Consider the following 21,973-nt stretch of genomic DNA (forward strand, 5'->3'; position numbering starts at 1 on the left):
GCTGTTACCGACCTTTGTACGCCTCCCGCGTCCCGCCGTCAATGCCGCCGACGAGGAGTAAGGGCGTCCGCCCAGGTAAGGAGGTCCGGCGTGACGGAGACGAACCGAGCGCGGGTCACGGTCGTGGTGGCCACCAGGGACCGGGTCAGAACGCTGGCCCGGACGATCCCCCGCCACCCGAGGCCGGTGATCCTCGTCGACAACGGCTCCTCCGACGGGACCGCCGGCTTCGTCCGCAAGCACTTCCCCGACGTCCAGGTGGTCGAGGCGGGGGCCAACCTGGGCGCGCCGGGCCGCAACGTCGGCGTGCGGCTGGCCGAGACGCCCTACGTCGCCTTCGCCGACGACGACTCCTGGTGGGCACCCGGCGCCCTGGAGCTGGCCGCCGACGTGCTGGACGCCCACCCTCGCCTGGCCGTGCTGGGCGCGCGCGTGCTGGTCGGGCCGCAGGAGCGGCTGGACGCGGTGTCGGAGGCGATGCGCGACTCCCCGCTCGGCGTCGAGGACGACCTGCCGGGGCCGAGCGTGCTGGGCTTCCTGGCCTGCGGGGCCGTCGTGCGCAGGGAGGCGTTCCTGGAGGCGGGCGGCTTCGACGACGTGATCTTCTTCTTCGGCGAGGAGGAGCGGCTGGCCGTGGACCTGGCCGCGCGCGGCTGGGGGCTGGCCTACGTGGACGACGTCGTCGCCCACCACCACCCCTCCCCCGCCCGCGACCCGCGCGGCAGGCAGGCGCTGGCGGCGCGCAACGCCGTGCTGACCGCCGTGCTGCGCCGCCCCTGGCCGGTGGTGGCGCGCCGGTCCCTGGAGGCGCTGCTGGGCGGTCCGGCGGGCCGGGAGGGGCTGCGCACGGCCGTACGGCGGCTGCCCAGGGCCCTGGCCGCCCGGCGCGGCCTGCCGGTCGCCGTGGAACGCGCCCGCCGCAGACTGGAACGCACGGCCGGCTGACGCCGTGGGCGGGGCTCGGCGCCCGCCCGTCTCGTCGTGCTCAGTGTCCCCGGTCTGGGAACGTCAGGGGACCTGCCAGCCGCGTTCGCGCAGGGCGTCGGCGAGCGGGGCGGCCGCGTCCGGCTGGACCCACAGCTCGGCGATGCCCAGGGGCAGTCCGGGCGCGTGCTCCAGCCGCACGTCCTCGACGTTGACGCCGACCTCGTCGCACACCTGGAACAGCCGCGCCAGCTGGCCGGGACGGTCACCGATGACCACCTGGACGACCACGTACGCGGGAGCGGGGCCGCCGTGCTTGCCGGGGATGCGCCCGTGCCCGGCGACGCCGCGCTTGAGGAGCTGGGTGAGGTCGCCGCTCGCGGTGCCGTCGCCCTCGGCCAGGGAGCGCAGCGCGGTCGCCGCCTCGGCCAGGTCGCGGGAGACCGCCTCCAGCACCTCGGCGACCGGGGTCGCGTTGCCCGACAGGATGCCGAGCCAGAGGCCGGGGTCGCCGCCCGCGATCCTGGTCACGTCGCGCACCCCCTGCCCGGCCAGGCCGAGCGCGACCTCGGTGGCGTCGGCCAGGCGGGCCGCCACGGCCGAGGCGGCGACGTGGGGGGCGTGCGAGACGACGGCGACCGCGCGGTCGTGCTCCTCCGCGCCCACCTCGACGGGGTTGGCGCCGCACAGCTCGACCAGCTTGAGCACCGCCGCCCTGGCGTCGTCGGCGGCCTCGCCGGTCGGGCAGAGCGCCCACGGCCGGCCGAGGAACAGGTCGGCCCTGGCCGCGCCCGGACCGGACTTCTCCCGCCCGGCCAGCGGGTGGGAGGCGACGTAGGTCGTCAGGTCGCAGCCGAGCCGCGCGGCCATGCGGATGGGCTCGGCCTTGACGCTGGCGACGTCGGTGTAGAACCGGGCCACGCCGCGGCTCTGCAGCTTCAGCAGCTCGTCGGCCACGTGCGCCGGGGGCACCGCGATGACCGCCAGGTCGACCTGCCCGGCGGGCAGCCGCTCGGGCTCCCACTCCTCGCCCGCGCCCAGTTCCCTGGCCAGCCGCACGGCGGCCGCGTCACGGTCGGCGAGCAGCACGCGCACGTCGTGCTTGCGCAGCGCCAGGGCCGCCGAGGTGCCGATGAGACCGGTGCCGACGACGAGCACGGTACGGAGTTCCGAGGCCATATCGATGTCCTGATTTATCGGGCTAGTGAAAGTGTTGCCTGCCGTGTCCGTCAGGCACGTGCCGCACGACGATCCGGCTCACGCCGGTCGCCTACTGGGCGATGTCCTGCCGCAGCGCCACCGCGCCCCGCAGATACACATGCTGCATCTCTGCCCGCGGACGGTCGGTCTCCACATGCGCCATCAGGCGCACCACGCGCGGCAGCGCCCCCGGCACGCCGATCTCGGTGCAGCAGATCAGCGGCACGTCGTGGAAACCCAGCTTGCGCGCCGCGAGGGCGGGGAACTCGGAGGTCAGGTCGGGGGTGGCGGTGAACAGCACGCTGATCACGTCGTCGGTGGTCAGGCTGTTGCGCTCCATGATCGCCTGGACCAGCTCGGTCGTCCCTTGGATGATCGAGTCGCGGTCGTCGGCATCCACCTGGATCGCCCCGCGGATCGCCCGCACCATGCGCCCTGTTCCCCTTCCATAGCGGGAGAGCCCGTGCGGAGAATGCGCACGGGCCCCTGCGTTCCGGCCAGATTACAGCTTCACGGCCGCGTAAAGCTCGCCGACCTCCTTCAGGCTCAGCGCGCGGACCGTGCCGGCCTTGGTGCGGCCCAGCTTCACCGGACCGAACTCGATCCGGGCCAGGTCGATCACCCGGTGACCGGCCTCCTCCAGCATGCGCCGCACGACGTGCTTGCGGCCCTCGTGCAGCACCACCTCGACCAGCGCCTGCTGGCCGTGCTCCTGGACGATGGCGAAGCTGTCGGCCTTGGCGATGCCGTCCTCCAGCTCGATGCCCTGCTTGAGCCTGCGGCCCAGGTCGCGCGGGATCGGCCCCGGCACCTTGGCCCAGTACTTCTTCTGCACCCCGTAGCTCGGGTGCGTCAGCCGGTTGGCCAGCTCGCCGTCGTTGGTGAGCAGCAGCAGGCCCTCGGTCTCGGTGTCGAGCCGGCCGACGTGGAACAGGCGGGGAGCCAGCTCCTCGACGTAGTCGGCCAGGCACGGGCGGCCCTGCGGGTCGTCCATGGTGGACACGACGCCGATCGGCTTGTTGAGTGCGTAGTAGACGAGGTCGGGGGCGGTCGGGATGCGCTTGCCGTCGACGTGGATGACCTGGGCGGCGGGGTCGACCTTGGCGCCGAAGCGGCGCACGACCTGGCCGTTGACCGTGACGCGGCCGTCGCCGATCATCTCCTCGCAGGCGCGCCTGCTGGCCACGCCCGCCTGGGCGAGCACCTTCTGCAGGCGAACGCCGTTGGGCACCTCGGTGGTGTCGCGCTCGTCGGTGTAGTCGTCGTCGTAGAAGGCACGGTCGCGCAGCGGCTGACGGGCGGCCTTGACGCGCCTGGCCTGGGGGCTCTCAGCGCCGGCCGTACGACGTCCGCCGCCGAGCGTCTGCACGTCGTCGCGCCTCGGGGTGCGCGGCTGCTGCCCGCGGGGGTTGTCCTCGCGCCTGCCGAAACGGGCGCGGGTGTTGCCGGCGGAGGCGGACCTGGGAGCGTCGTCCCTGCGCCCGCCGCGGTCGGCACGGAAGCCGCCGCGCTCCTGACGCTCGCCGTCGCCGCCGCGTACGGGACGCCCGTCGCCACGGGAGCCGGCGTAACCGCTACGCTCCCCGCGCCGCTCGCCCGCGTAGCCGCCGCGGCCCGCGGAGGATCCGCCACGACCGCCGGAGAAGCCGCCACGGTCGCCCGAGAAGCCACCGCGCTCGCCGGAGCCGCCACGGTCGCCGGAGTATCCGCCGCGGTCGCTCGAATACCCGCCACGCTCGCCACCGGCGTAGCCGCCGCGCTCACCGCGCCGGTCGCCGCCGTAGCCGCCGCGCCGGTCGTCGCCGAGCCTGCCCCGGTCGCCGGACCGGGAAGCCCCGCCGAAGCCCTCACCACGCGGCCGGTCCCCGCCCTCACGACGCGGACGCTCGAAGCCGCCCTCACGGCGCGGACGCTCGAAACGGTCACCGCCCTCACGGCGGGGACGGTCGAAACGGTCGCCGCCGCGCGGGCCGCGGTCACCGCGGTCGTCACGGGGACGGTCGTCGCGGAAGCGGTCGCCGCGGTCGCCACCGGCGGGCCGGTCGGCGCGCTGGTAGCGGTCGCCGCGGTCGTCACGCGCCGGACGGTCCGCGCGGTCGCCGCGCGAGTAGCCGTCACGGTCGCCGCCGGAACGCCCGAAGCGGTCACCACCTGAAGCGGGACGACCGGAACGGTCACCGCCGAAGCCGGGACGACCCGAACGGTCACCACTGAAACCGGGACGACCCGAACGGTCACCACCGAAGCCGGAGCGCTCGCCGCCGGAGCGACCCGAACGGTCACCACCGAAGCCGGAGCGCTCGCCGCCGGAGGTGGGACGGCCGGAGCGGTCGCCGCCGCGGAAGCCGGAGTCCTGGCGGGGCCGGTCGTCGCGGTCGCCGAAGCGGGCGCGGGCGCCGCCGCGGTCGGCGCGAAGGGAGTCGCGGCGGGAGTCGTCCCCGCCGAAGCCGCCGCCGGAGCCGTCGCGGCGGTTGTCGTCGGAGCGGAAGGCGGGACGCCCGCCGCGGCCGGAGCCGCCGGTACGTCCACGACCGCGTCCATCACCGGACGGGGTGCTGCGCCTGTTGATCACTTTGTTGTCTCCTCGAGGTTCTCCACGTCGTCGGGGAGGAAGGGGGCGAGCTCGGGAAGCTCGCTCAGGTCCCGCAGTCCCAGACGTTCCAGGAAGTATGAGCTTGTCCGGTAGAGCACTGCCTGGCTCTCCGGGTCGGTGCCGGCCTCCTCGACCAGCCCCCTGGCGACGAGCGTCCGCATGACGCCGTCGCTGTTGACGCCGCGTACGGCGGCGACACGGGCGCGGCTCACCGGTTGCCGGTAGGCCACGACCGCGAGGGTCTCCAGCGCGGCCTGGGTCAGCCGCGTCTGCTGGCCGTCGCGGACGAACCGCTCGACCAGCGCCGCGCAGTCGGCCCGCGTGTAGAAACGCCAGCCACCCGCGACTTCCCGCAGATCAAAACCCCGCCCGGCGGCCGTATATTCCGCCGCCAGCCCCCTGAGTGCCGCCGCGACCTCGTGAGTGGGGCGCTCCAGGACCTGGGCCAGCGTGATCTCGGCGACGGGCTCGTCGACGACCATCAGGATGGCCTCCAGGGCCGCCTCAAGAGCGGGCCCTTCCGCCTGAACCTCCCCCTCCGGGGTGTCCTGCTGGTCTTCCTCCCGGTCGGCGGCGGTGTCCGCGGGCCGCTCGGGGCCCGCGGAAGGCGACTCGGTGAAGGACGACTCGGGCGCCGGCGACTCAGGGGCCGGCGACTCAGAGGACGGCGACTCGGGCGACGGCGAGGGCTTCGGCGGCGCGACCGGCAATTCGGGGCCGGCGGGCAGGGCGGACGCCTCCTCCGGCGAGGACGGCTGGACGAGAGAGCCCGGGAGCGTCATCCAGGCGGGCAGCGGCGACCCCGAGTCGGGGGCCTTGCGGGGGCCCGGCAGGGGGTTGGGGTTGTCAGTCATTCGATGGTTTCTCCGCGGGTTCCTCGTAGTCGTCCCCCACCGCGACGTCGCCGTCGTCGGCGCCCGTCCAGGTCACGTGGAGCTCTCCCAGCGCCTCGACCTGCTCGAACGTCACCGCGGACTCCCGGAACAACTCCAGCACGGCCAGGAAGCGGGCGATGACCTGGAAGGTGCCCTCGCAGTCGGCCGTCAGCGCGCGGAAGGTGGCCCGGCGCAGCCTGCGCAGGTGCATGACCAGGATGGCCGCCTGCTCCTTGACGCTGGCCAGCGGCTGGTAGATGTGGCCGACGCTGACGGTGGGCGGCAGTTTCGGGGTGAACGCCCTGGCCGCGATGCGGGCGAGCTGCTCGGGCCCGATGCCGAGGATGAGCTCGGGCAGCAGGTTGGCGAACTGCGGCTCCAGCGACACCGTGCGGGGGAAGCGCAGGCTCTCCTCGGCCATCCGCCCCGCGAAGACCTTCGCGACCTCCTTGTACGCCTTGTACTGCAGCAGCCGGGCGAACAGCAGGTCTCTGGCCTCCAGGAGCGCGAGGTCCTCTTCGTCCTCCACCTCGCCGGACGGCAGCAGCCGGGCCGCCTTCAGGTCGAGCAGCGTGGCCGCGACCAGCAGGAAGTGGCTGGTCTGGTCGAGGTCCCACTCCGGGCCCTTGGACCGGATGTAGGCGATGAACTCGTCGGTGACCTTGGAGAGCGAGACCTCGGTGATGTCGAGCTTGTGCTTGGCGATCAGGCCGAGGAGCAGGTCGAAGGGGCCTTCGAAGACGTCCAGGTGTACCTGGAAGCCTTGGGGGGCCTCGGTCTGCTCTGCGGTCACCTGGCCATTGTCGCAGGAGCCGGCCAGCGCGAGAGCACCTCGCGGGCCAGTTCGCGGTAGGCATTGGCGCCGAGGGACGACGGGTCGAAGGTGGTGATCGGCTCGCCGGCGACGGTGGCGTCGGGGAAGCGGACCGTACGGTTGATCACCGTGTGGAACACCTTGTCGCCGAACGCCTCCACCACGCGGGCCAGCACCTCGCGGCCGTGCAGGGTACGGGCGTCGTACATGGTGGCGAGCAGGCCCTCGATCTCGAGGTCTTCGTTGAGCCGCTCCTGGACCTTGGAGATGGTGTCCATGAGCAGCGCCACGCCGCGCAGGGCGAAGAACTCGCACTCCAGCGGCACCATGACGCCGTGGGCGCAGGTCAGCGCGTTGATGGTGAGCAGGCCGAGCGACGGCTGGCAGTCGATGAGGCAGACGTCGTAGTGCGGCAGCAGCGGCTTGATGACCCGGCCGAGCACCTGCTCGCGGGCGACCTCGGTGACGAGCTGCACTTCGGCGGCCGACAGGTCGATGTTGCTGGGCAGCAGGTCGAGGCCCTCGACGCCGGTCTCCAGCAGGACGTCCTCGGCGGTGACGCCGCGGTCCATCAGCAGGTTGTAGACGGTCAGGTCGAGCTGGAGCGGGTTGATGCCCAGGCCGACCGAGAGCGCGCCCTGCGGGTCGAAGTCGACCAGCAGCACCTTCAGCCCGCACTCGACCAGCGCCGCGCCCAGGTTGATGGTGGTGGTCGTCTTGCCGACGCCGCCCTTCTGGTTGACCATCGCGACCACTCGCGCCGGGCCGTGCACCTGCGGCGGGACCGGTTCAGGGAACACCGGTCGCGGGCGCTGGGTGGGGCCCAGGTTGACGCCGTTGGAAGGCGCGTTGGTCTTGGTGTCACCCCAGGGGTTGTCGGGGGTCCCCGGGGTCGAACCCTTGGTCGTCACAGTCACCAGCTCGAACCTCCCTGACGATCCCGAACCGGACCGTCCGGACGGACACTATGGCGTCACCACTAAACGCGGCAAGGCGGCACGCCGGGGCACCGCGCACGCGCAAAAGACTATAGATCACTGCCGGGCGCGCGGGTGCGCCGCGGCGTAGACCTCGCGGAGTTTGTCGACCGTCACCAGGGTGTAGACCTGCGTGGTGGTGACGGAGGCGTGACCGAGCAGCTCCTGGACCACCCGGACGTCCGCGCCGCCGTCGAGCAGGTGGGTGGCGAAGGAGTGGCGCAGGACGTGCGGGCTGATGCCGGCCAGGCCGGCGCGTTCGGCCGCGGCCTGGAGCACTTCCCAGGCCCCCTGCCTGGTCAGCCGGCCGCCGCGGGCGTTGAGGAAGACCCCGGGGGTGCCGCGGCCGTGGGCCAGCAGGCCGGGCCTGGCGCGGACGAGGTAGGCGTCGAGCGCCGAGCGGGCGTAGCGGCCGAGCGGGACGACGCGGGTGCGGCCGCCCTTGCCGCGCAGTCGCACCTGGTCGGGTTCGAGGTCGTCCACGGCCAGGCCGACGGCCTCGGAGATGCGGGCGCCGGTGCCGTACAGGACCTCCAGCAGGGCGCGGTTGCGCAGGGTGAGCGGGGCGCCGTCGGGGCCGGAGGCGGCGATGAGGCGTTCGACCTCGTCGACGGCGATCGCCTTGGGCAGCCTGCGGAGCTGGCGCGGCGGGCGTACCTCGTGGGCGGGGTCGTGGGCCGTGACGCCTTCGCGCAGGGCGAACCGGTGAAGCCCCCGTACGGCCGAGACGGCCCGCGCGGCCGAGCTGGCCACGAGGGCGGGATGTTCCCGGTCGCCCTCGCGCAACGCGGCGAGGAAGGCCTGGACGTCGGCCTCCCCCACCTCGTCGAGCTTCAGCCGCCCGCGCGCCTGCAGATGTTCGAAGTATCGCCGCAGGTCACGGCGGTAGGACGCGAGCGTGTTGGCAGCCAGGCCCCGCTCCACCGCCAGATGGGCGAGGTAGCTGGAGAGCACCGCCTCCACGACATGGTCCTTCCGTCACGCCTCCGGGGCGTCGGCGGGGCGCAACAGGGCGAATCCCTCAACCGAAGCCGCATATGCGGCGAGGATACCGGCCACGGCCGGGGAATTGTGGATCATTCCCATGAGCGCCTTCTCGACCGCGTCGGACAGCGGCACCCATTCGACCGGCATGCCGATCTCCTCGTGCCGGTGGACGAAGGTGTTCTCCTCGTCGGGGATCCTGCTCAGGCCGCGGGCGAGGAAGACCCTGATCCGCTCGTCGGTCATGCCGGGAGAGGAGCGCAGGTCGACCAGGGTGTGCCAGGTGTCGGCGCGGTAGCCGGACTCCTCGGCGAGCTCGCGGGCCGCGGTGTCGGCGAGCGGTTCGCCCGCCACGTCGCGGATGCCGGCCGGCAGCTCCCACATGAGCTGCCGGGTGGGGTGGCGGTACTGCCTGATCATCAGGACGCGGTCGTGGTCGTCGAGCGCGAGCACGGCGACCGAGCCGGGGTGGACGACGTAGTCGCGGTCGGCGACCTCGTCCTGGGGCATCCTGACCGTGTCGGTGACGACCTTGATCACGTAACCCTGGAAGTGCTCCTTGGACGCGACGACGTCCCACGCCTCGGGCGTGTCCTGAACGTTCACTTGCCGACCTTGGTGCTCACGCGGCTGTCGGCGTAGGTCAGGGCGGCGCCGATGAGGCCCTTGAACATCGGGTTGGCCCGGGTGGGACGGGAGCGGAACTCGGGGTGCGCCTGCGTGCCGATGAAGAACGGGTGCACGTCGACGGGCAGCTCGGTGTACTCCACCAGGCGGCCGTCGGGCGACAGGCCGGAGAAGACCAGGCCGACGTTCTCCAGGCGCTCACGGTAGGCGTTGTTGACCTCGTACCTGTGACGGTGGCGCTCGTCGGCCTTGGCCTTGCCGCCGTAGAGCTGCCTGGCCAGGGTGCCCTCGCCCAGCTTGGCGGTGTAGCTGCCGAGCCGCATGGTGCCGCCCATGTCCCGCTCGCCGGCGACGACGTCCTCCTGGTCGGCCATGGTGGAGATGACCGCGTGCTTGGTGTCGGGGTCGAACTCGGCGGAGTTGGCGTCCTCGATGCCGGCCATGTTGCGGGCCGCCTCGATGACCATGCCCTGCATGCCGAGGCAGATGCCGAGCAGCGGGATGCGGCCCTCGCGGGCGTGCCGGATGGCGCCGATCTTACCCTCGATGCCGCGCACGCCGAACCCGCCGGGGATCAGCACGCCGTCGACGCCGTCGAGCTCGCGCTCGGCGCCCTCGGGGGTCTCGCAGTCGTCGCTCTTGACCCAGCGGATGTTGACCCGCGCGTCGTTGGCGAAACCGCCGGCGCGCAGCGCCTCGGTGACCGACAGGTACGCGTCGGGCAGGTCGATGTACTTGCCGACCAGGGCGATCGTGACCTCCTTGGCCGGGCGGTGCACGCGGCGCAGGAGCTGCTCCCACTCCTTCCAGTCGACGTCGCGGAAGGGCAGGCCGAGGCGGCGCACGACGTAGGCGTCGAGGCCCTCGGCGTGCAGCACCTTGGGGATGTCGTAGATGGAGGCGGCGTCGACGGCCGAGACGACGGCGTCCTCGTCGACGTCGCACATGAGGCTGATCTTGCGCTTGATCGCCGTCTGGACCGGACGGTCGGAGCGCAGCACGATCGCGTCGGGCTGGATGCCGATGCTGCGCAGCGCGGCCACGCTGTGCTGGGTCGGCTTGGTCTTCAGCTCGCCGGACGGGCCGATGTAGGGCAGCAGCGACACGTGCAGGAAGAAGACGTTGTCGCGGCCGACCTCGTGCCTGATCTGGCGGACGGCCTCCAGGAACGGCAGCGACTCGATGTCGCCGACCGTGCCGCCGACCTCGGTGATCACGACGTCGACGTCGGGGCCGGCCATGCCCCGGATGCGGTCCTTGATCTCGTTGGTGATGTGCGGGATGACCTGGACGGTGTCGCCCAGGTATTCGCCGCGCCGCTCCTTGGCGATGACGTTGGAGTAGACCTGGCCGGTGGTGACGTTGGCCGAGCCGTGCAGGTCGGTGTCGAGGAACCGCTCGTAGTGGCCGACGTCGAGGTCGGTCTCGGAGCCGTCGTCGGTGACGAAGACCTCGCCGTGCTGGAACGGGTTCATCGTGCCGGGGTCGACGTTGAGGTAAGGGTCGAGCTTCTGCATGGTGACCCGGAGACCGCGCCCCTTGAGCAGCCGGCCGAGGCTGGAGGCCGTGAGCCCCTTGCCGAGACTGGAGGCGACACCGCCGGTGACGAACAGATGCTTGGTTTGCGATGCGCTGCGCAAAGGGGCTCCCGTGGCTCGAATGGTGGCCGAAGTGTCCACGGGCTCTCAGGATATCAAACAACGCCCCTCACATGCCCGAACGGCATGACCTAGCGGTAACTTTGGGCCCTATGTCACTAGTACGCCGGGCCATGGGCGCACTGATTCACCGTGCGTACGCGGCGATCCGCCACGCCGGGGCGATCTCCCCGGACTCCACGGCGGGTTACCGTTTCCGCCGGATCGGCGAGGGAGTCAGCATCGCCTTCCCGCCGGGGGCGATCTTCGGCGAGCGGTGGATCGAGATCGGCGAGCACACGCTGATCGGCGAGCGCGTGTCGATCTCCTGCGGCATGTGGCCGGGCGTCGAGCTCGGCCCGGACTCGATCCTGCGGATCGGCGGCTCGTGCTCGATCGGCAGGGGCTCGCACATCGTGGCCCACCAGTCGATCGACATCGGCGACCACGTCTTCACCGGCCCGTACGTCTACATCACCGACCAGAACCACGTCTACGACGACCCCGAGACGCCGATCGGTCGGCAGTGGCCGCGCAACAGCCCGGTCTCGATCGGCGCCGGGTCCTGGCTCGGCACGGGCGCGATCATCCTGCCGGGCACGGTCCTCGGGCGGCAGTGCGTGGTGGCGGGGGGCGCGGTGGTGCGCGGCGAGTTCCCCGACCACAGCGTGGTCGCCGGGGTGCCCGCCAAGCGTGTCCGCGGGTACACGCCGGAGCTCGGCTGGCACGCCCCCGGCGCCGCCGAGGCGGCCGCCGCGATCGCCCTGGCGCTCGACGGGCAGGCCGGGCCGTCCTGAGGTCAGGGACGCGCGGACCCGGGAAACGGGGATGGACCGAACAAGCTTCTGGAGGTTAGCGTCGGTGCATGCGGACCGCCATCTGTGAGCGCCTGGGCGTCGAGTTCCCGTTGTTCGCCTTCAGCCACTGCCGCGACGTGGTGGCCGCGGTCACGAACGCGGGCGGGTTCGGGGTGCTGGGGGCCGTCGCGTACTCGCCGGAGCGGCTGGACGCCGAGCTGACCTGGATCGACGAGCGGGTGGGCGGGCGGCCGTACGGGGTGGACGTGCTCGTCCCCGGCCGGATCGACGCCTCGGCGCTCGACCTGCGGGCCCACCTGCTGGACTTCGTGCCCGACCGCCACCGCGACTTCGTCGCCCACCTGCTGGCCAAGTACGGCGTGAACGCGCCGCCGCAGCCCCTGAGCGCGGTGGCCGACGAGTTCGGCCGGCGGGTGACGGCGCCGGGGGCGACCGCGCTGGTCGACGTGGCGCTCAAGCACCCGATCGGGCTCATCGCCAGCGCGCTCGGACCGCCGCCGCCGGAGATGGTGGCGGGCGCCAGGCAGGCGGGCGTGCCGGTGGCCGCGCTGGTCGGAACGGTGGAGCACGCCCGCAGGCAGGTGGCGGCCGGGGCGGACATCGTCGTGGCCCAGGGCACCGAGGCGGGCGGCCACACCGGCGAGATCTCCACGATGGTGCTCGTGCCGCAGGTCGTGGACGCGGTCACGCCGGTCCCGGTGCTGGCCGCGGGCGGCATCGCCTCGGGACGCCAGATGGCCGCGGCCATGGCGCTCGGGGCCGAGGGCGTCTGGTGCGGCTCGGTGTGGCTGACCACCGAGGAGGCGGAGACGTCGCCCGCGCTGCGGCGCAAGCTGCTGGCCGCCTCGTCGCTGGACACCGTCCGGTCCCGGTCGCGCACGGGCAAGCCGGCGCGGCAGCTCAGGTCGGCCTGGACCGAGGAGTGGGACTTCGGGCAGGAGAGCCCGGGGCCGCTGGGCATGCCCCTGCAACTGCTGCTGGCCGAGGGGGCGATGGCCCGCATCGGCGCGGCGGCCGACCGCGGCGACCCCGGGGCCGTGGAGCTCGTCACCTACTACGTGGGCCAGGTGGTGGGCCAGCTCGATCGCGTGCGTCCGGCCCGTGACGTGGTGTACGACATGATCAGCGAGTTCACCGACGCCGTGACCCGCCTCTCGTCGTCCTGAGTGGTTCCTCCCGTATGGCCCGATAGCATGCGCGTGTGGTCGGGACACCGCCTGAGCTGGAGCGTGGCACCGGGGTTCCCGCGCACACGCAGATCGAGCAGTGGCTGCTGGCGGCGATCTCCTCCGGCGAGATGGCCCCGGGCGACCGGCTGCCCGGGGAGCGGGAGCTGGCCGCCCGCCTCGGCGTGAGCAGGATGACCCTGCGCCAGGCCCTGGCCACCCTCGAACGCGACGGCGTGCTGATCAGGCTCCCCGGCCGGTCGGGCGGCGCGTTCGTGGCCGAGCCGCGCATCGAGTGCGACCTGACGGGCCTGGCCGGGTTCACCGAGCAGATGCGCCGCGCCCACCTGCGGGCCGAGGCGCGGATCCTGACGGCCGCCACCGTGCCCGCACCCGCGGCCGTGGCCGCCGCGCTCGGCGTCGGGCCGGGCGAGCCGGTGCACGAGGTGGCCCGGGTGCGGTCGGCGGGCCGGTCGCCGGTGGCGCTCGAACGGTCCTTCTTCCCCGCGCTGCCCGGCTTCCTGGACGAGGACCTCGGCGGCTCGCTCTACGCCCTGCTGGCCGGCCGCTACGGGCTGGAGCCGCGGACCGCGGTCGAGCACCTGGACCCGGTGATCGCCGGTCCTGAGGAGGCGGCCGAGCTGGGCATCGCGGCGGGCGCGCCGCTCATGCTGATCGAGCGCACGGCCTACGCCGCCGACGGCACCCCCGTCGAGTACGCCCGCGACCTGTTCCGCCCCGACCGGGTGCGCCTGTCGGTGCGCAGCGGCGTCACCGCGCCCGCGACCCCGCCGGATCGTACAGCGGCTCCCTGACCACGACGCCCGGCACCCACTCCCCCTCGACCTCGACCTGGACCTCGGCCCCCGGCCCGACCGGCAGGTACGCGTAGGCGATCGACCGCTCGACCGTGTACCCGTAGCCGCCGGAGGTGACCCGGGCCACGACCCGGCCGTCCACCCGGACGGGCTCGTTGCCCAGGGCGACCGCCCGCGGGTCGGCCAGGGTGAGGCAGCGCAGGCGGCGGGCCGGGTGGGGGTCGAGGGCGTCGCGGCCGAGGAAGTCCTTGCCGGGCTTGACGCAGAACCCGAGCCCGGCCTCGTACGGCGTCGTCTCGGGCCCGATGTCGGCGCCCCACACCCGGTAACCCTTCTCCAGCCGCAGGCTGTCGATGGCCCGGTAGCCGCCCGCGACCAGCCCGTACGGCTCGCCCGCCCGCCACAGCGTCTCCCACAGCGCGAGCCCGTACTCGCTGGAGCAGTACAGCTCCCAGCCGTGCTCCCCCACGAACGTCACCCGCAGCGCCAGCGCGGGCACGTCGCCCACGGCGAGCTCCCGGGCCGACATGAACGGCAGGTTCGGCGGGTCCGGGGTCAGCCCGGCCAGGGTGTCCCGGGCCTTGGGGCCCCACAGGGCGAAACAGGCGTACTGGCCGGTGACGTCGGCGATCCTGGCCGTCGAGCCGGTGAGCGCGGCCTGCCGGCGCAGCCAGGCGAGGTCGCGGGAGCCCGACGCGGTGCCGGTGACGATCAGGAACTCCTGCTCGCCGCGCCGGGTGACGGTGAAGTCGCACTCGATGCCGCCGCGCCGGTTCAGCGCCTGCGTGTAGGTGACGGCGCCCACCTGGCGGGCCACGTGGTTGTCGCACACCCATTCCAGCAGGGCGGCGGCGTCCGGACCGGTGACCTCGATCTTGGCGAAGGAGCTCTCGTCGAACAGCCCGGCCGTGGCGCGGGTGGCGCGGTGCTCGGCACCGACGGCGGGCGACCACAGGCGTCCGGCCCAGCCGCGGGGGCGTTCGTCCGTGCCGTCGGGGGCGGCGGAGTAGTGGTTGACCCGCTCCCAGCCCGCCTTCTCGCCGAAGACGGCCCCGTGGGCGGCGTGCCAGGAGTAGGCGGGCGAGACCCGCAGCGGGCGCCCGGCCGCGCGCTCGTGGCCCGGGTAGCGGATGTCGTAGTACGTCTCGTAGTTCTCGACCGAGCGTTTGACGGTGTACGACGGCGACCGGTACTGGCGGCCGAAGCGGCGCACGTCCATGTGGTGGACGTCCATGCCGGGCTCGCCGTCGACGATCCAGTCGGCCATGACCCTGCCGATGCCGCCCGCGCCGGCGATGCCGTGGGCGCAGAACCCGGCCGCCACGAAGAACCCGCCCACCTCGGTCTCCCCCAGGCAGAACTCGTTGTCCGGGGTGAACGCCTCCGGCCCGTTGATCAGCTTGCGGATGCCGACGTCGGCCATCGCGGGCACCCGGATCCGGGAGTTGGCGGAGATCTCCTCCAGCCGTGGCCAGTCCTCGGGCAGCAGCCTGCCGTTGAAGTCGGCCGGCACGGCGTCGTAGGAGGTCGCGGAGGCCGTCCAGGGGGCGCAGGTGCGCTCGTAGCCGCCCATGACCAGGCCGCGCACCTCCTGCCGGTAGTAGACGAGCAGGTCGGGGTCGCGCAGCGTGGGCAGGACGGGGTGGTCGTGGCAGGCGTCGGTGACGACGTACTGGTGCGACATCGGCACGATCGGGATGCGCACGCCGGCCATACGGCCGATCTCGGCGGCGAACATGCCGCCGCAGTTGACCACGATCTCGCAGGCGATGTCCCCCTGGTCGGTGCGGACGCCGGTGACGCGCCCGCGCTCGACGTCGATGCCCAGCACCCGCGTACGGGTGCGCAGGCGGGCGCCGCCCTCGCGGGCGCGGGCGGCGAGGGCGTAGCACAGCATCGAGGGGTCGATCTGGCCGTCGGTCGGCAGGTACGCCGCTCCCACCACCCCCGACGGGTCCATCAGCGGGAACAGCTCCACCGCCGCGGCGACCGAGATCTCCTCCAGCGGCAGCCCGAACGTCCTGGCCCAGCCGATCTGGCGGCGGATCTCGGCCATCCGCTCGGGGGTGGAGGCCAGCTTGAGTCCGCCGCACTCGGTCCAGCCGGCGTCCAGGGTGCGGTAGAGCTCGACGGAGTACTGGTTCATCCGGGTCAGGGTGGGGTCGGAGCGGAGCTGGCCGACCAGGCCCGCCGAGTGGAAGGTGGAGCCGCTGGTGAGCTCGTCCCGCTCCAGCAGGACGACGTCGCGTTCGCCGCGCCGGGTGAGGTGGTAGGCGACGGACGCGCCGCCCACCCCGCCGCCGATGATCACGATGCGGGCCGAGTCGCTCATGGTCGCGAGGCTAACCCGCGTACCCTAAAAGGTCTAGACCGTTTAGGACGGCGGAGCTAGCATCGATCATGGCGATCGCCCGGGTCCTCGACCGCATCCCGCTGCTGTCCGGCCTGCCGCGCTCCGTCGAGGAGCTGCCCGGCGGGATGACCAACCGCAACTACAAGGTCACCACCCCGGACGGGGTCTACGTCGTGCGCGTGGCCGCCAGCGACGGCTCCCTGCTGGGCATCGACAAGGACGCCGAGCACGCCGACTCGCTCGCCGCCGCGCGGACCGGGGTCGGGGCGCCCGTGCACGGCTACCTGCCGGAGGCGGGCGTGCTGGTGATCGGGTTCCTGCCGGGCCGGACGTTCACCGAGGCCGACCTGTGGGAGCCGGCGAACCTGGCGCGGGTGGCGGAGGTGTGCCGGCGGCTGCACGCGGGGCCGCGCTTCGTGCGCGATTTCGACATGTTCGAGGTGCAGCGGGGGTATCTGCGGATCGTCCAGGAGCGAGGGTTCCGACTTCCTGCGAAATATCTGGATTTCATGCCCGTCGCCGCAGAAATCAGGAAATGTCTGGCGGTACGTGCCGAGCCCACCGTTCCCTGCCACAACGATCTCCTTCCCGGCAACATCGTCGAGTGCGGCGACCGCCTCCATCTCATCGACTACGAGTACGCCGGCAACAACGACCCCTGCTTCGAGCTCGGCAACCTCTGGAGCGAGGCGGACCTGCCGCCCGGCCACCTGGAGGAGCTCGTCACCGCCTACTACGGCCGCCGCCTGCGCCACAGGATCGCCCGCGCCCGGCTGCTCGGCCTGATGTCCAAGTACGGCTGGACCCTGTGGGCCTCGATCCAGGACGGCGCCAACGACACGATCGACTTCGACTTCTGGTCCTGGGGCATGGAGAAGTACGAGCGTGCGGCGGCCGAGTTCACCCGGCCGGGCCTGGCCCGCGTGATGGAGGCCGCGGCGGGGGCAGACTAGGGGGATGTTCGCCGCGCTGACCGGTCTCGGCCTCTCCACCGCCGCCGGCCTTAACGCCTACATCCCGCTCCTGGTCGTGGGCGTGCTGGCCAACCTCACCGACAAGGTGAAGCTGCCCGACGGCTACGCCTGGCTGTCGAACTGGGGCGTGCTCGCGATCATCGCGGTGCTGCTGCTCGCCGAGATGGTGCTCGACAAGGTGCCGGCCGTCGACACCGTCAACGACGCCATCCAGACCGTGGTGCGCCCGGCCGCGGGCGGCGTGGTCTTCTCCGCCACCAACGCCGCCGCCGAGCTCGACCACTCCACCTGGATGACCGAGAACCCGTGGGCCGGCTGGCTGCTGGGCATCGTGATGGCGCTGGCCGTCCACACGCTGAAGGCGACGGCCCGTCCGGTGATCAACGCGGGCACGGCCGGGGTGGGCGCGCCCGTGGTGAGCACCGCCGAGGACGCCGGCTCGCTCGGCATGAGCCTGATCGCGGTGTTCCTGCCGGTGCTGGTGATCGTCGCGCTGCTGCTGTTCGTCGTGCTCGCGTGGTGGACGTTCCGGCGGGTACGCCGGCTGCGCGCCCGGCGCAGGATCAGGAGGAATCCACCCGCAGGCTGAGTACGCCTCACCCTGCGGGCTGATTCGCCGCCCCGTCCGGCGCTTCTACGGTGTTCCCTCATGAAGCGAGTCATCATCACGGGGGGAGTCGCTGCTCTCGGCCTGGCCGCGTCGGCCGCGCCCGTCCCGGCGTCGGCGTCCGCGTCTGCGTCGGCGTCGGCGTCGGCGAGCGTCACGGTCGTCGCCGCCAAGCTCGACGGCCCGCGCGGCCTGACCTTCGGCCCCGACGGCGCCCTGTACGTCGCCGAGTCCGGTTCCGGCGGGAAGATCAAGTGCGCGACCGTGCCCGCCGAGCCGGGCGGCGAGGCGAGCAAGGTGTGCCTCGGCCTCACCGGGAAGATCTCCAAGCTGGCCGACGGCACGCTGACCACCGTGGTCAAGGACCTGCCCTCGGCCGGCTCCGACGGCCTCGGCACCGGCCCGCACGACGTCGCCTTCGCCGCGGACGGCTCCATGCTGGTGCCCGTCGGCCTGGGCGGCAACGGCAAGCTGCGGGCCGACCTCGGCCCCAAGGGCCGCACCCTCGGCACGCTGCTGAAGATCAAGGACGGGAAGCCGTCCGTCATGGGCGACCTGCTGGCGTTCGAGGTCAAGCACAACCCCGACAAGAAGGACAAGGGCAGCGCGATCGACTCGTACCCGTTCGCGGTCGTGCCGACCCCGCAGGGCGGCGCGCTGGTCACGGACGTGGGCGGCAACGACGTGCTCCAGGTGAGCGCGTCGGGCAAGGTGACGCTGCGGGCGGTGTTCCACGCGCGCAAGGTCGCGGCCCCTGCCATGCTCAAGCTGCCCAAGGGCAGCAAGGTGCCGATGCAGTCGGTGCCGATGGGCATCGCGGCCGCCCCCGACGGCTCCTACTACGTGGCCGAGCACGCCGGGTTCCCGCAGCCCGAGGGCGTGGCCAGGGTGTTCAGGCTGGCCGGGAAGAAGGCCGAGACCGCCGTCAAGGGCTTCACCACCGCGGTCGACGTCGCCTTCGACGCCTCGGGCCGCCTGCTCGTGCTGGGCTCGGTCGGCCCGGTGCCCGCCGACCACCAGCCCCGTACGTCGCTCTACCGCATCGAGGCCGACGGCACGCGCACCGAGCTGCTCAAGCCGGGCACGCTGACCGTGCCGCTGGGCATGGCGGTCGCCGGCGACGGTTCGGTCTACGTGTCGAACAAGGGTTTCACCCCCGGCAAGGGCGAGATCGTCCGGGTGGAGCCGCCCGCATAGACGTGTGAGCGCCATGGCCCCCAACCCCCGTGGCGCGCTCACACGGAGGGCCCGGCAGCAGCGTCCGCGCTGCCGGGCCCTTCACCATGCCGGTCAACGCCGGTCATCGCCGGTCAACGCGCCCTGAGCCAGCCCTCCAGCACGCGGACGAACTCCGCCGGGCGCTCCTCGTGCAGCCGGTGGCCCGAGCCCTCCCAGCACACGACCTTCGAGCCCGGATGCTTGAGCAGGCCGGACTCCCAGGCCGCGCGTCCGGGGTCGGCCCAGATCGACAACACCGGGCAGCGCCGGCGGGCCAGGTACTCGTCGCTGACCGGCCGCACGCCGATGGCCCCTGGGACGGTGAACATGGCCTCGAACGCCTCGGCCAGCACGTGCGGGGCCATGCCGTACAGGCGGCGTTTGTGCCAGCGCCGGATGACGGCGGGCGTCGCGGAGGTGGTGCACCACCGGTCGATCTCCTCGGCGGCGGCGTGCGGGTGCGCGCCGCGCAGGCCCGCGATCATGCCGGGGAAGCCCGCGGCGAGGTCCTGGCCCATGCCGTAGCCGGGGTCGAGGGTGACCAGCGCCCGTACGCGGCCCGGATGCTCGACCGCGAGGATCGAGACGACCTGGCCGCCCATGGAGTGGCCGACCGCGACCACCTCGGGGACGTCCAGGCGGTCGAGCAGCGTGTTCAGGTCCTCGGCCATCGCCTGGGGGGTGTTGCCGGTCTCCGGGACCGAGGAGTAGCCGTGGCCGCGCAGGTCCACGGCGATGACGCGGTGGCGGGCGGCCAGGGCGTCGATGTGCCAGGACCACTGGTGGGAGTCGGCGCCCCAGCCGTGCACGAGCAGCAGCGGCGGGTCGCCGGCGCCGTCGTCGGTGTAGAAGAGGCTGATGGTTGCCGAAATTTCGGCGTACGGCATGAAAAATCCCCTTATTTGACGGCGCGGATGGCGGCGCACACCCGGTCCGTGGCGTCGGCGGCGGCGGGCAGGATCGCGCCCGTGCCGAAGAAGCCGTGGAACAGGCCCTCGTACCGGACGCACTCCGCCTCGACCCCGGAGTGGCGCAGGTGGCGGGCGTACGCCTCGCCCTCGTCGCGCAGCGGGTCGTGCCCGGCCGTGATCACCAGGGCCGGCGGCAGGCCCCTCACGTCCGCGCCCAGGGGCGAGCTGTACGGCTCCCCGCGCCGCTCCCGGTCGGGCTGGTAGCAGTCCCAGAACCACCGCATGTGTGCCGTCGTCAGGAAATATCCCTCGCCGTTCTGGTCGTACGAGGGCCAGTGACGGACGCCGTCCGTCGCGGGATAGACCAGCACCTGCAGCACGATCGGCGGCCCGCCCTCCTCGCGCGCCCGCAGGCAGGTGACGGTGGCGAGGTTGCCCCCCGCGCTGTCGCCCGCCACCACCAGCGCCCCCGGGTCGGCGCCGAGCCCGGCCGCGTGCTCGTGGGCCCACCGGGTGACGGCGAAGGCGTCCTCGACGGCGGCCGGATAGGGGTGCTCGGGCGCGAGCCGGTAGTCGGCGGCGACCACCACCGCCCCGGACCCGGCGCAGATCTGCCGGCAGACGCCGTCATGGCTGTCCAGCGACCCCAGGGTGAAGCCGCCGCCGTGGAAGTACACGACGAGCGGCCGCCCCTCGGCGCCCTCCGGCGGCCAGTAGACCCGCACGGGGACGCCCGCCGCGTCGCGGTCCTCCACCCGGCCCACGGGCATCGGCTCCGGGCTCGGGACCGAGGCCAGCACGCGGCGCGCCGCCACCGGGTCCCAGGGGCCCTCGCCCTTGGGGAAGAACTCGCTCATCAGGTCGATGACCGCGCGGGTCGGCTCGTCAACGGCCATCTCCGGCCCCCTCCTCCGCGGCGGGAGCGGCCTCGCGCGGGACGGAGCCGAGCAGGGCCGTCTCCCCCGCCGTCCAGCCGCCGTCGATCGCCAGCTCCGCGCCCGTGACGTACGAGGCCGCGTCGGACAGCAGGAACGCGATGGCCTCGGCGACCTCCTCCGGCTCACCCCATCGCCCGGCGGCGGCCAGCGGGAACGTGCCCTCGCCCGAGACCGCGCCCAGCGAGGCCGTCATCGGGGTGACGATCATCCCGGGATGCACCGAGTTCACCCTGATGCGGTCCCGCCCGAACTCCAGCGCCGCGATCTTGGTCAGCCCGCGTACGCCCCACTTCGACGCGCCGTACCCGCCCGTGCCGGGCAGCGCGGTCAGCCCCGCGACCGAGGAGAGGTTCACCACGGCCCCGCCACCGGACGCCCGCATGGCCCCGGCCACGGCCTTCAGCCCGAGGAACACGCCGACCAGGTTCACCTGGAGCACCCGCTCGAACTCCGCCAGGGTCTGCTGCTCGATGGTCCGCACGGTGACGATCCCGGCGTTGTTCACCAGCCCGTCGAGCCGCCCGTGCGCCTCGACGGTCGCGGCCACCACGGCCGCCCACTGCTCCGGGTCCGTCACGTCGTGCGGGACGAACGTGCCTCCGATGTCCTTGGCGGTGGCCGTCCCCTCCTCGGTGAGCACGTCGGTGAGCACGACCCGCGCCCCGGCCGCCGCGCACCGGCGCGCCGTGGCCGCGCCCATGCCCCGGGCGGCGCCCGTGATGATCACTACCTTGCCGTCGAGCACGCGCACCCCTCATCCGAGACGACCGAACATGTGCACTGAAGCACGCGCCCACGTCCCCGATCAAGAGCTTGCTCGGCACGGTCGCCGGAACCCGGGATCCCCGTCGCGCGTTGAACCCCTTGGGGGTCGAACTATCCTTCTAGGCAACAACCCCACGGGAGGTGGCGGAGATCAGCGAGTTCCTTGTCATCGTGCTGGCCATCCTGGCGTTTCTCCTGCTGCTGACCGGCGTGGGCGTCTATCTGCTGGTCAAGGTGGGCAAGAAGGCGGCCAAGAAGGCCCGGCAGGCCACCACCCGGCTGACCACGCACGTCAACGCCATGGGCACCGGCGACGCGGCCGAGGTCGAACGCCTCCGCCTCGACCTGCGCCGCGAGGTGACCCTCACCCGCCAGGCCGTCGAACAGGCCCAGCAGCGCGGCTGGGGCCTCGGCGACCTGCCCCGGCTGCTGGCCGACCTGTCGGCCCAGGCCGACGTGCACGACGGCCAGCTCGCCACGTACGCCCAGCAGCGCCGCGTCTCGCCGTACGTCGACCACGCCGCCCTCGACCGGCTGCGCGAGCACCAGGCCAAGCTGACCGCCATGTGCGCCCGCATCCGCGCCGACCTTCTGGGCGACCAGATGCACCACGCGTCCTCCGGCATCGACGAGCTGTACTCGCGCACGGAGCTGGAGATCGAGGCCCGCCGCCGTCCCCCGGACCCGCTGGACCAGATCGACGAGCTCTACCGCCGCTCGATGGAGCAGCGCAAAGACCACTCCTGAGGTCCGCCTGACGTGGCACCATGAGCG

Annotated in this window: 21 protein-coding genes; 8 read left to right on the forward strand and 13 right to left on the reverse strand. The window is 72.9% G+C overall.

Annotated elements, in window-relative coordinates; translation table 11 throughout:
• The first annotated feature begins 90 nt into the window (after positions 1 to 90).
• On the forward strand, positions 91 to 945 hold the full coding sequence (locus ACWEJ6_RS22270; RefSeq protein WP_364331084.1) for a glycosyltransferase family 2 protein: 855 nt from the start codon (positions 91 to 93) through the stop codon (positions 943 to 945).
• 63 nt (positions 946 to 1,008) lie between these two features.
• On the opposite strand, the gene ACWEJ6_RS22275 is transcribed toward ACWEJ6_RS22270, so the two are convergent.
• The 9 genes from ACWEJ6_RS22275 to ACWEJ6_RS22315 all read right to left on the reverse strand — a co-directional run bounded on the left by ACWEJ6_RS22275 (position 1,009) and on the right by ACWEJ6_RS22315 (position 10,634).
• Complete coding sequence (locus tag ACWEJ6_RS22275; RefSeq protein ID WP_397166190.1) at positions 1,009 to 2,103, reverse strand: prephenate dehydrogenase; 1,095 nt, start codon at positions 2,101 to 2,103, stop codon at positions 1,009 to 1,011.
• A 91-nt stretch (positions 2,104 to 2,194) separates the two neighbouring features.
• Positions 2,195 to 2,554 (reverse strand): chorismate mutase, encoded by a 360-nt coding sequence (aroH, locus tag ACWEJ6_RS22280; RefSeq protein ID WP_357968329.1) that lies wholly within the window; start codon positions 2,552 to 2,554, stop codon positions 2,195 to 2,197.
• 72 nt (positions 2,555 to 2,626) lie between these two features.
• Positions 2,627 to 4,696 (reverse strand): pseudouridine synthase, encoded by a 2,070-nt coding sequence (locus ACWEJ6_RS22285; RefSeq protein WP_452425861.1) that lies wholly within the window; start codon positions 4,694 to 4,696, stop codon positions 2,627 to 2,629.
• Complete coding sequence (scpB, locus tag ACWEJ6_RS22290; protein ID WP_387667477.1) at positions 4,693 to 5,214, reverse strand: SMC-Scp complex subunit ScpB; 522 nt, start codon at positions 5,212 to 5,214, stop codon at positions 4,693 to 4,695. Before scpB ends, ACWEJ6_RS22285 begins: the two co-directional genes overlap by 4 nt.
• Positions 5,215 to 5,563: 349 nt before the next feature.
• Entirely contained in the window at positions 5,564 to 6,385 is an 822-nt protein-coding gene (locus ACWEJ6_RS22295; RefSeq protein WP_452425863.1) for a segregation and condensation protein A, read from the reverse strand.
• Positions 6,382 to 7,317 carry a ParA family protein gene (locus tag ACWEJ6_RS22300; protein ID WP_387645452.1) on the reverse strand — a complete coding sequence of 312 codons (936 nt, stop codon included), beginning with the start codon at positions 7,315 to 7,317 and terminating at the stop codon, positions 6,382 to 6,384. Before ACWEJ6_RS22300 ends, ACWEJ6_RS22295 begins: the two co-directional genes overlap by 4 nt.
• A gap of 123 nt (positions 7,318 to 7,440) precedes the next feature.
• Positions 7,441 to 8,346, reverse strand: a complete 906-nt coding sequence (locus tag ACWEJ6_RS22305) for a site-specific tyrosine recombinase XerD (protein ID WP_352358212.1) — start codon at positions 8,344 to 8,346, stop codon at positions 7,441 to 7,443.
• A 15-nt stretch (positions 8,347 to 8,361) separates the two neighbouring features.
• Positions 8,362 to 8,973 carry an NUDIX domain-containing protein gene (locus tag ACWEJ6_RS22310; protein WP_397166184.1) on the reverse strand — a complete coding sequence of 204 codons (612 nt, stop codon included), beginning with the start codon at positions 8,971 to 8,973 and terminating at the stop codon, positions 8,362 to 8,364.
• Positions 8,970 to 10,634 (reverse strand): CTP synthase, encoded by a 1,665-nt coding sequence (locus tag ACWEJ6_RS22315; protein ID WP_364331099.1) that lies wholly within the window; start codon positions 10,632 to 10,634, stop codon positions 8,970 to 8,972. The genes ACWEJ6_RS22310 and ACWEJ6_RS22315 overlap by 4 nt, the downstream gene beginning before the upstream one ends.
• A 131-nt stretch (positions 10,635 to 10,765) precedes the next feature.
• Here ACWEJ6_RS22315 and ACWEJ6_RS22320 point away from each other — a divergent pair, with 131 nt between their 5' ends.
• From ACWEJ6_RS22320 to ACWEJ6_RS22330, 3 genes are all read left to right on the forward strand, one after another.
• Positions 10,766 to 11,428, forward strand: a complete 663-nt coding sequence (locus ACWEJ6_RS22320) for a DapH/DapD/GlmU-related protein (protein ID WP_387666688.1) — start codon at positions 10,766 to 10,768, stop codon at positions 11,426 to 11,428.
• 68 nt (positions 11,429 to 11,496) lie between these two features.
• Entirely contained in the window at positions 11,497 to 12,615 is a 1,119-nt protein-coding gene (locus ACWEJ6_RS22325) for an NAD(P)H-dependent flavin oxidoreductase (protein ID WP_452425866.1), read from the forward strand.
• Positions 12,616 to 12,650: 35 nt separating this feature from the next.
• The gene (locus ACWEJ6_RS22330) at positions 12,651 to 13,430 is read left to right on the forward strand and encodes a GntR family transcriptional regulator (protein ID WP_452425868.1); all 780 of its coding nucleotides are present in this window, start codon (positions 12,651 to 12,653) and stop codon (positions 13,428 to 13,430) included.
• On the opposite strand, the gene ACWEJ6_RS22335 is transcribed toward ACWEJ6_RS22330, so the two are convergent.
• Positions 13,387 to 15,765, reverse strand: coding sequence for a GcvT family protein (locus ACWEJ6_RS22335; protein WP_452425870.1), 2,379 nt, complete (start codon positions 15,763 to 15,765; stop codon positions 13,387 to 13,389). The genes ACWEJ6_RS22330 and ACWEJ6_RS22335 overlap by 44 nt on opposite strands.
• Positions 15,766 to 15,833: 68 nt before the next feature.
• Here ACWEJ6_RS22335 and ACWEJ6_RS22340 point away from each other — a divergent pair, with 68 nt between their 5' ends.
• From ACWEJ6_RS22340 to ACWEJ6_RS22350, 3 genes are read left to right on the forward strand one after another with little or no spacing between them, the layout of a single operon-like run.
• Positions 15,834 to 16,739, forward strand: a complete 906-nt coding sequence (locus ACWEJ6_RS22340) for a phosphotransferase (protein ID WP_452425873.1) — start codon at positions 15,834 to 15,836, stop codon at positions 16,737 to 16,739.
• Between the two features lie 4 nt (positions 16,740 to 16,743).
• Positions 16,744 to 17,349, forward strand: a complete 606-nt coding sequence (locus ACWEJ6_RS22345) for a DUF4126 domain-containing protein (RefSeq protein WP_397166174.1) — start codon at positions 16,744 to 16,746, stop codon at positions 17,347 to 17,349.
• 60 nt (positions 17,350 to 17,409) lie between these two features.
• A complete protein-coding gene (locus tag ACWEJ6_RS22350; RefSeq protein WP_452425875.1) occupies positions 17,410 to 18,564 on the forward strand; it encodes a ScyD/ScyE family protein in 1,155 nt (384 codons plus the stop codon).
• Between the two features lie 113 nt (positions 18,565 to 18,677).
• Here the strand turns inward: ACWEJ6_RS22350 and ACWEJ6_RS22355 are convergent, their stop codons facing one another.
• Genes ACWEJ6_RS22355 through ACWEJ6_RS22365 form a run of 3 tightly spaced genes read right to left on the reverse strand, consistent with a single transcriptional unit; the run spans position 18,678 to position 21,179 of the window.
• Entirely contained in the window at positions 18,678 to 19,472 is a 795-nt protein-coding gene (locus tag ACWEJ6_RS22355; protein WP_452425877.1) for an alpha/beta fold hydrolase, read from the reverse strand.
• 11 nt (positions 19,473 to 19,483) lie between these two features.
• Complete coding sequence (locus tag ACWEJ6_RS22360; RefSeq protein ID WP_452425879.1) at positions 19,484 to 20,392, reverse strand: alpha/beta hydrolase; 909 nt, start codon at positions 20,390 to 20,392, stop codon at positions 19,484 to 19,486.
• The gene (locus ACWEJ6_RS22365) at positions 20,382 to 21,179 is read right to left on the reverse strand and encodes a glucose 1-dehydrogenase (protein ID WP_452425881.1); all 798 of its coding nucleotides are present in this window, start codon (positions 21,177 to 21,179) and stop codon (positions 20,382 to 20,384) included. Before ACWEJ6_RS22365 ends, ACWEJ6_RS22360 begins: the two co-directional genes overlap by 11 nt.
• A 161-nt stretch (positions 21,180 to 21,340) precedes the next feature.
• Here ACWEJ6_RS22365 and ACWEJ6_RS22370 point away from each other — a divergent pair, with 161 nt between their 5' ends.
• Entirely contained in the window at positions 21,341 to 21,946 is a 606-nt protein-coding gene (locus tag ACWEJ6_RS22370; RefSeq protein ID WP_387666666.1) for a hypothetical protein, read from the forward strand.
• The last annotated feature ends 27 nt before the right edge of the window (positions 21,947 to 21,973 follow it).

Source organism: Nonomuraea sp. NPDC004702 (genome assembly GCF_053601695.1).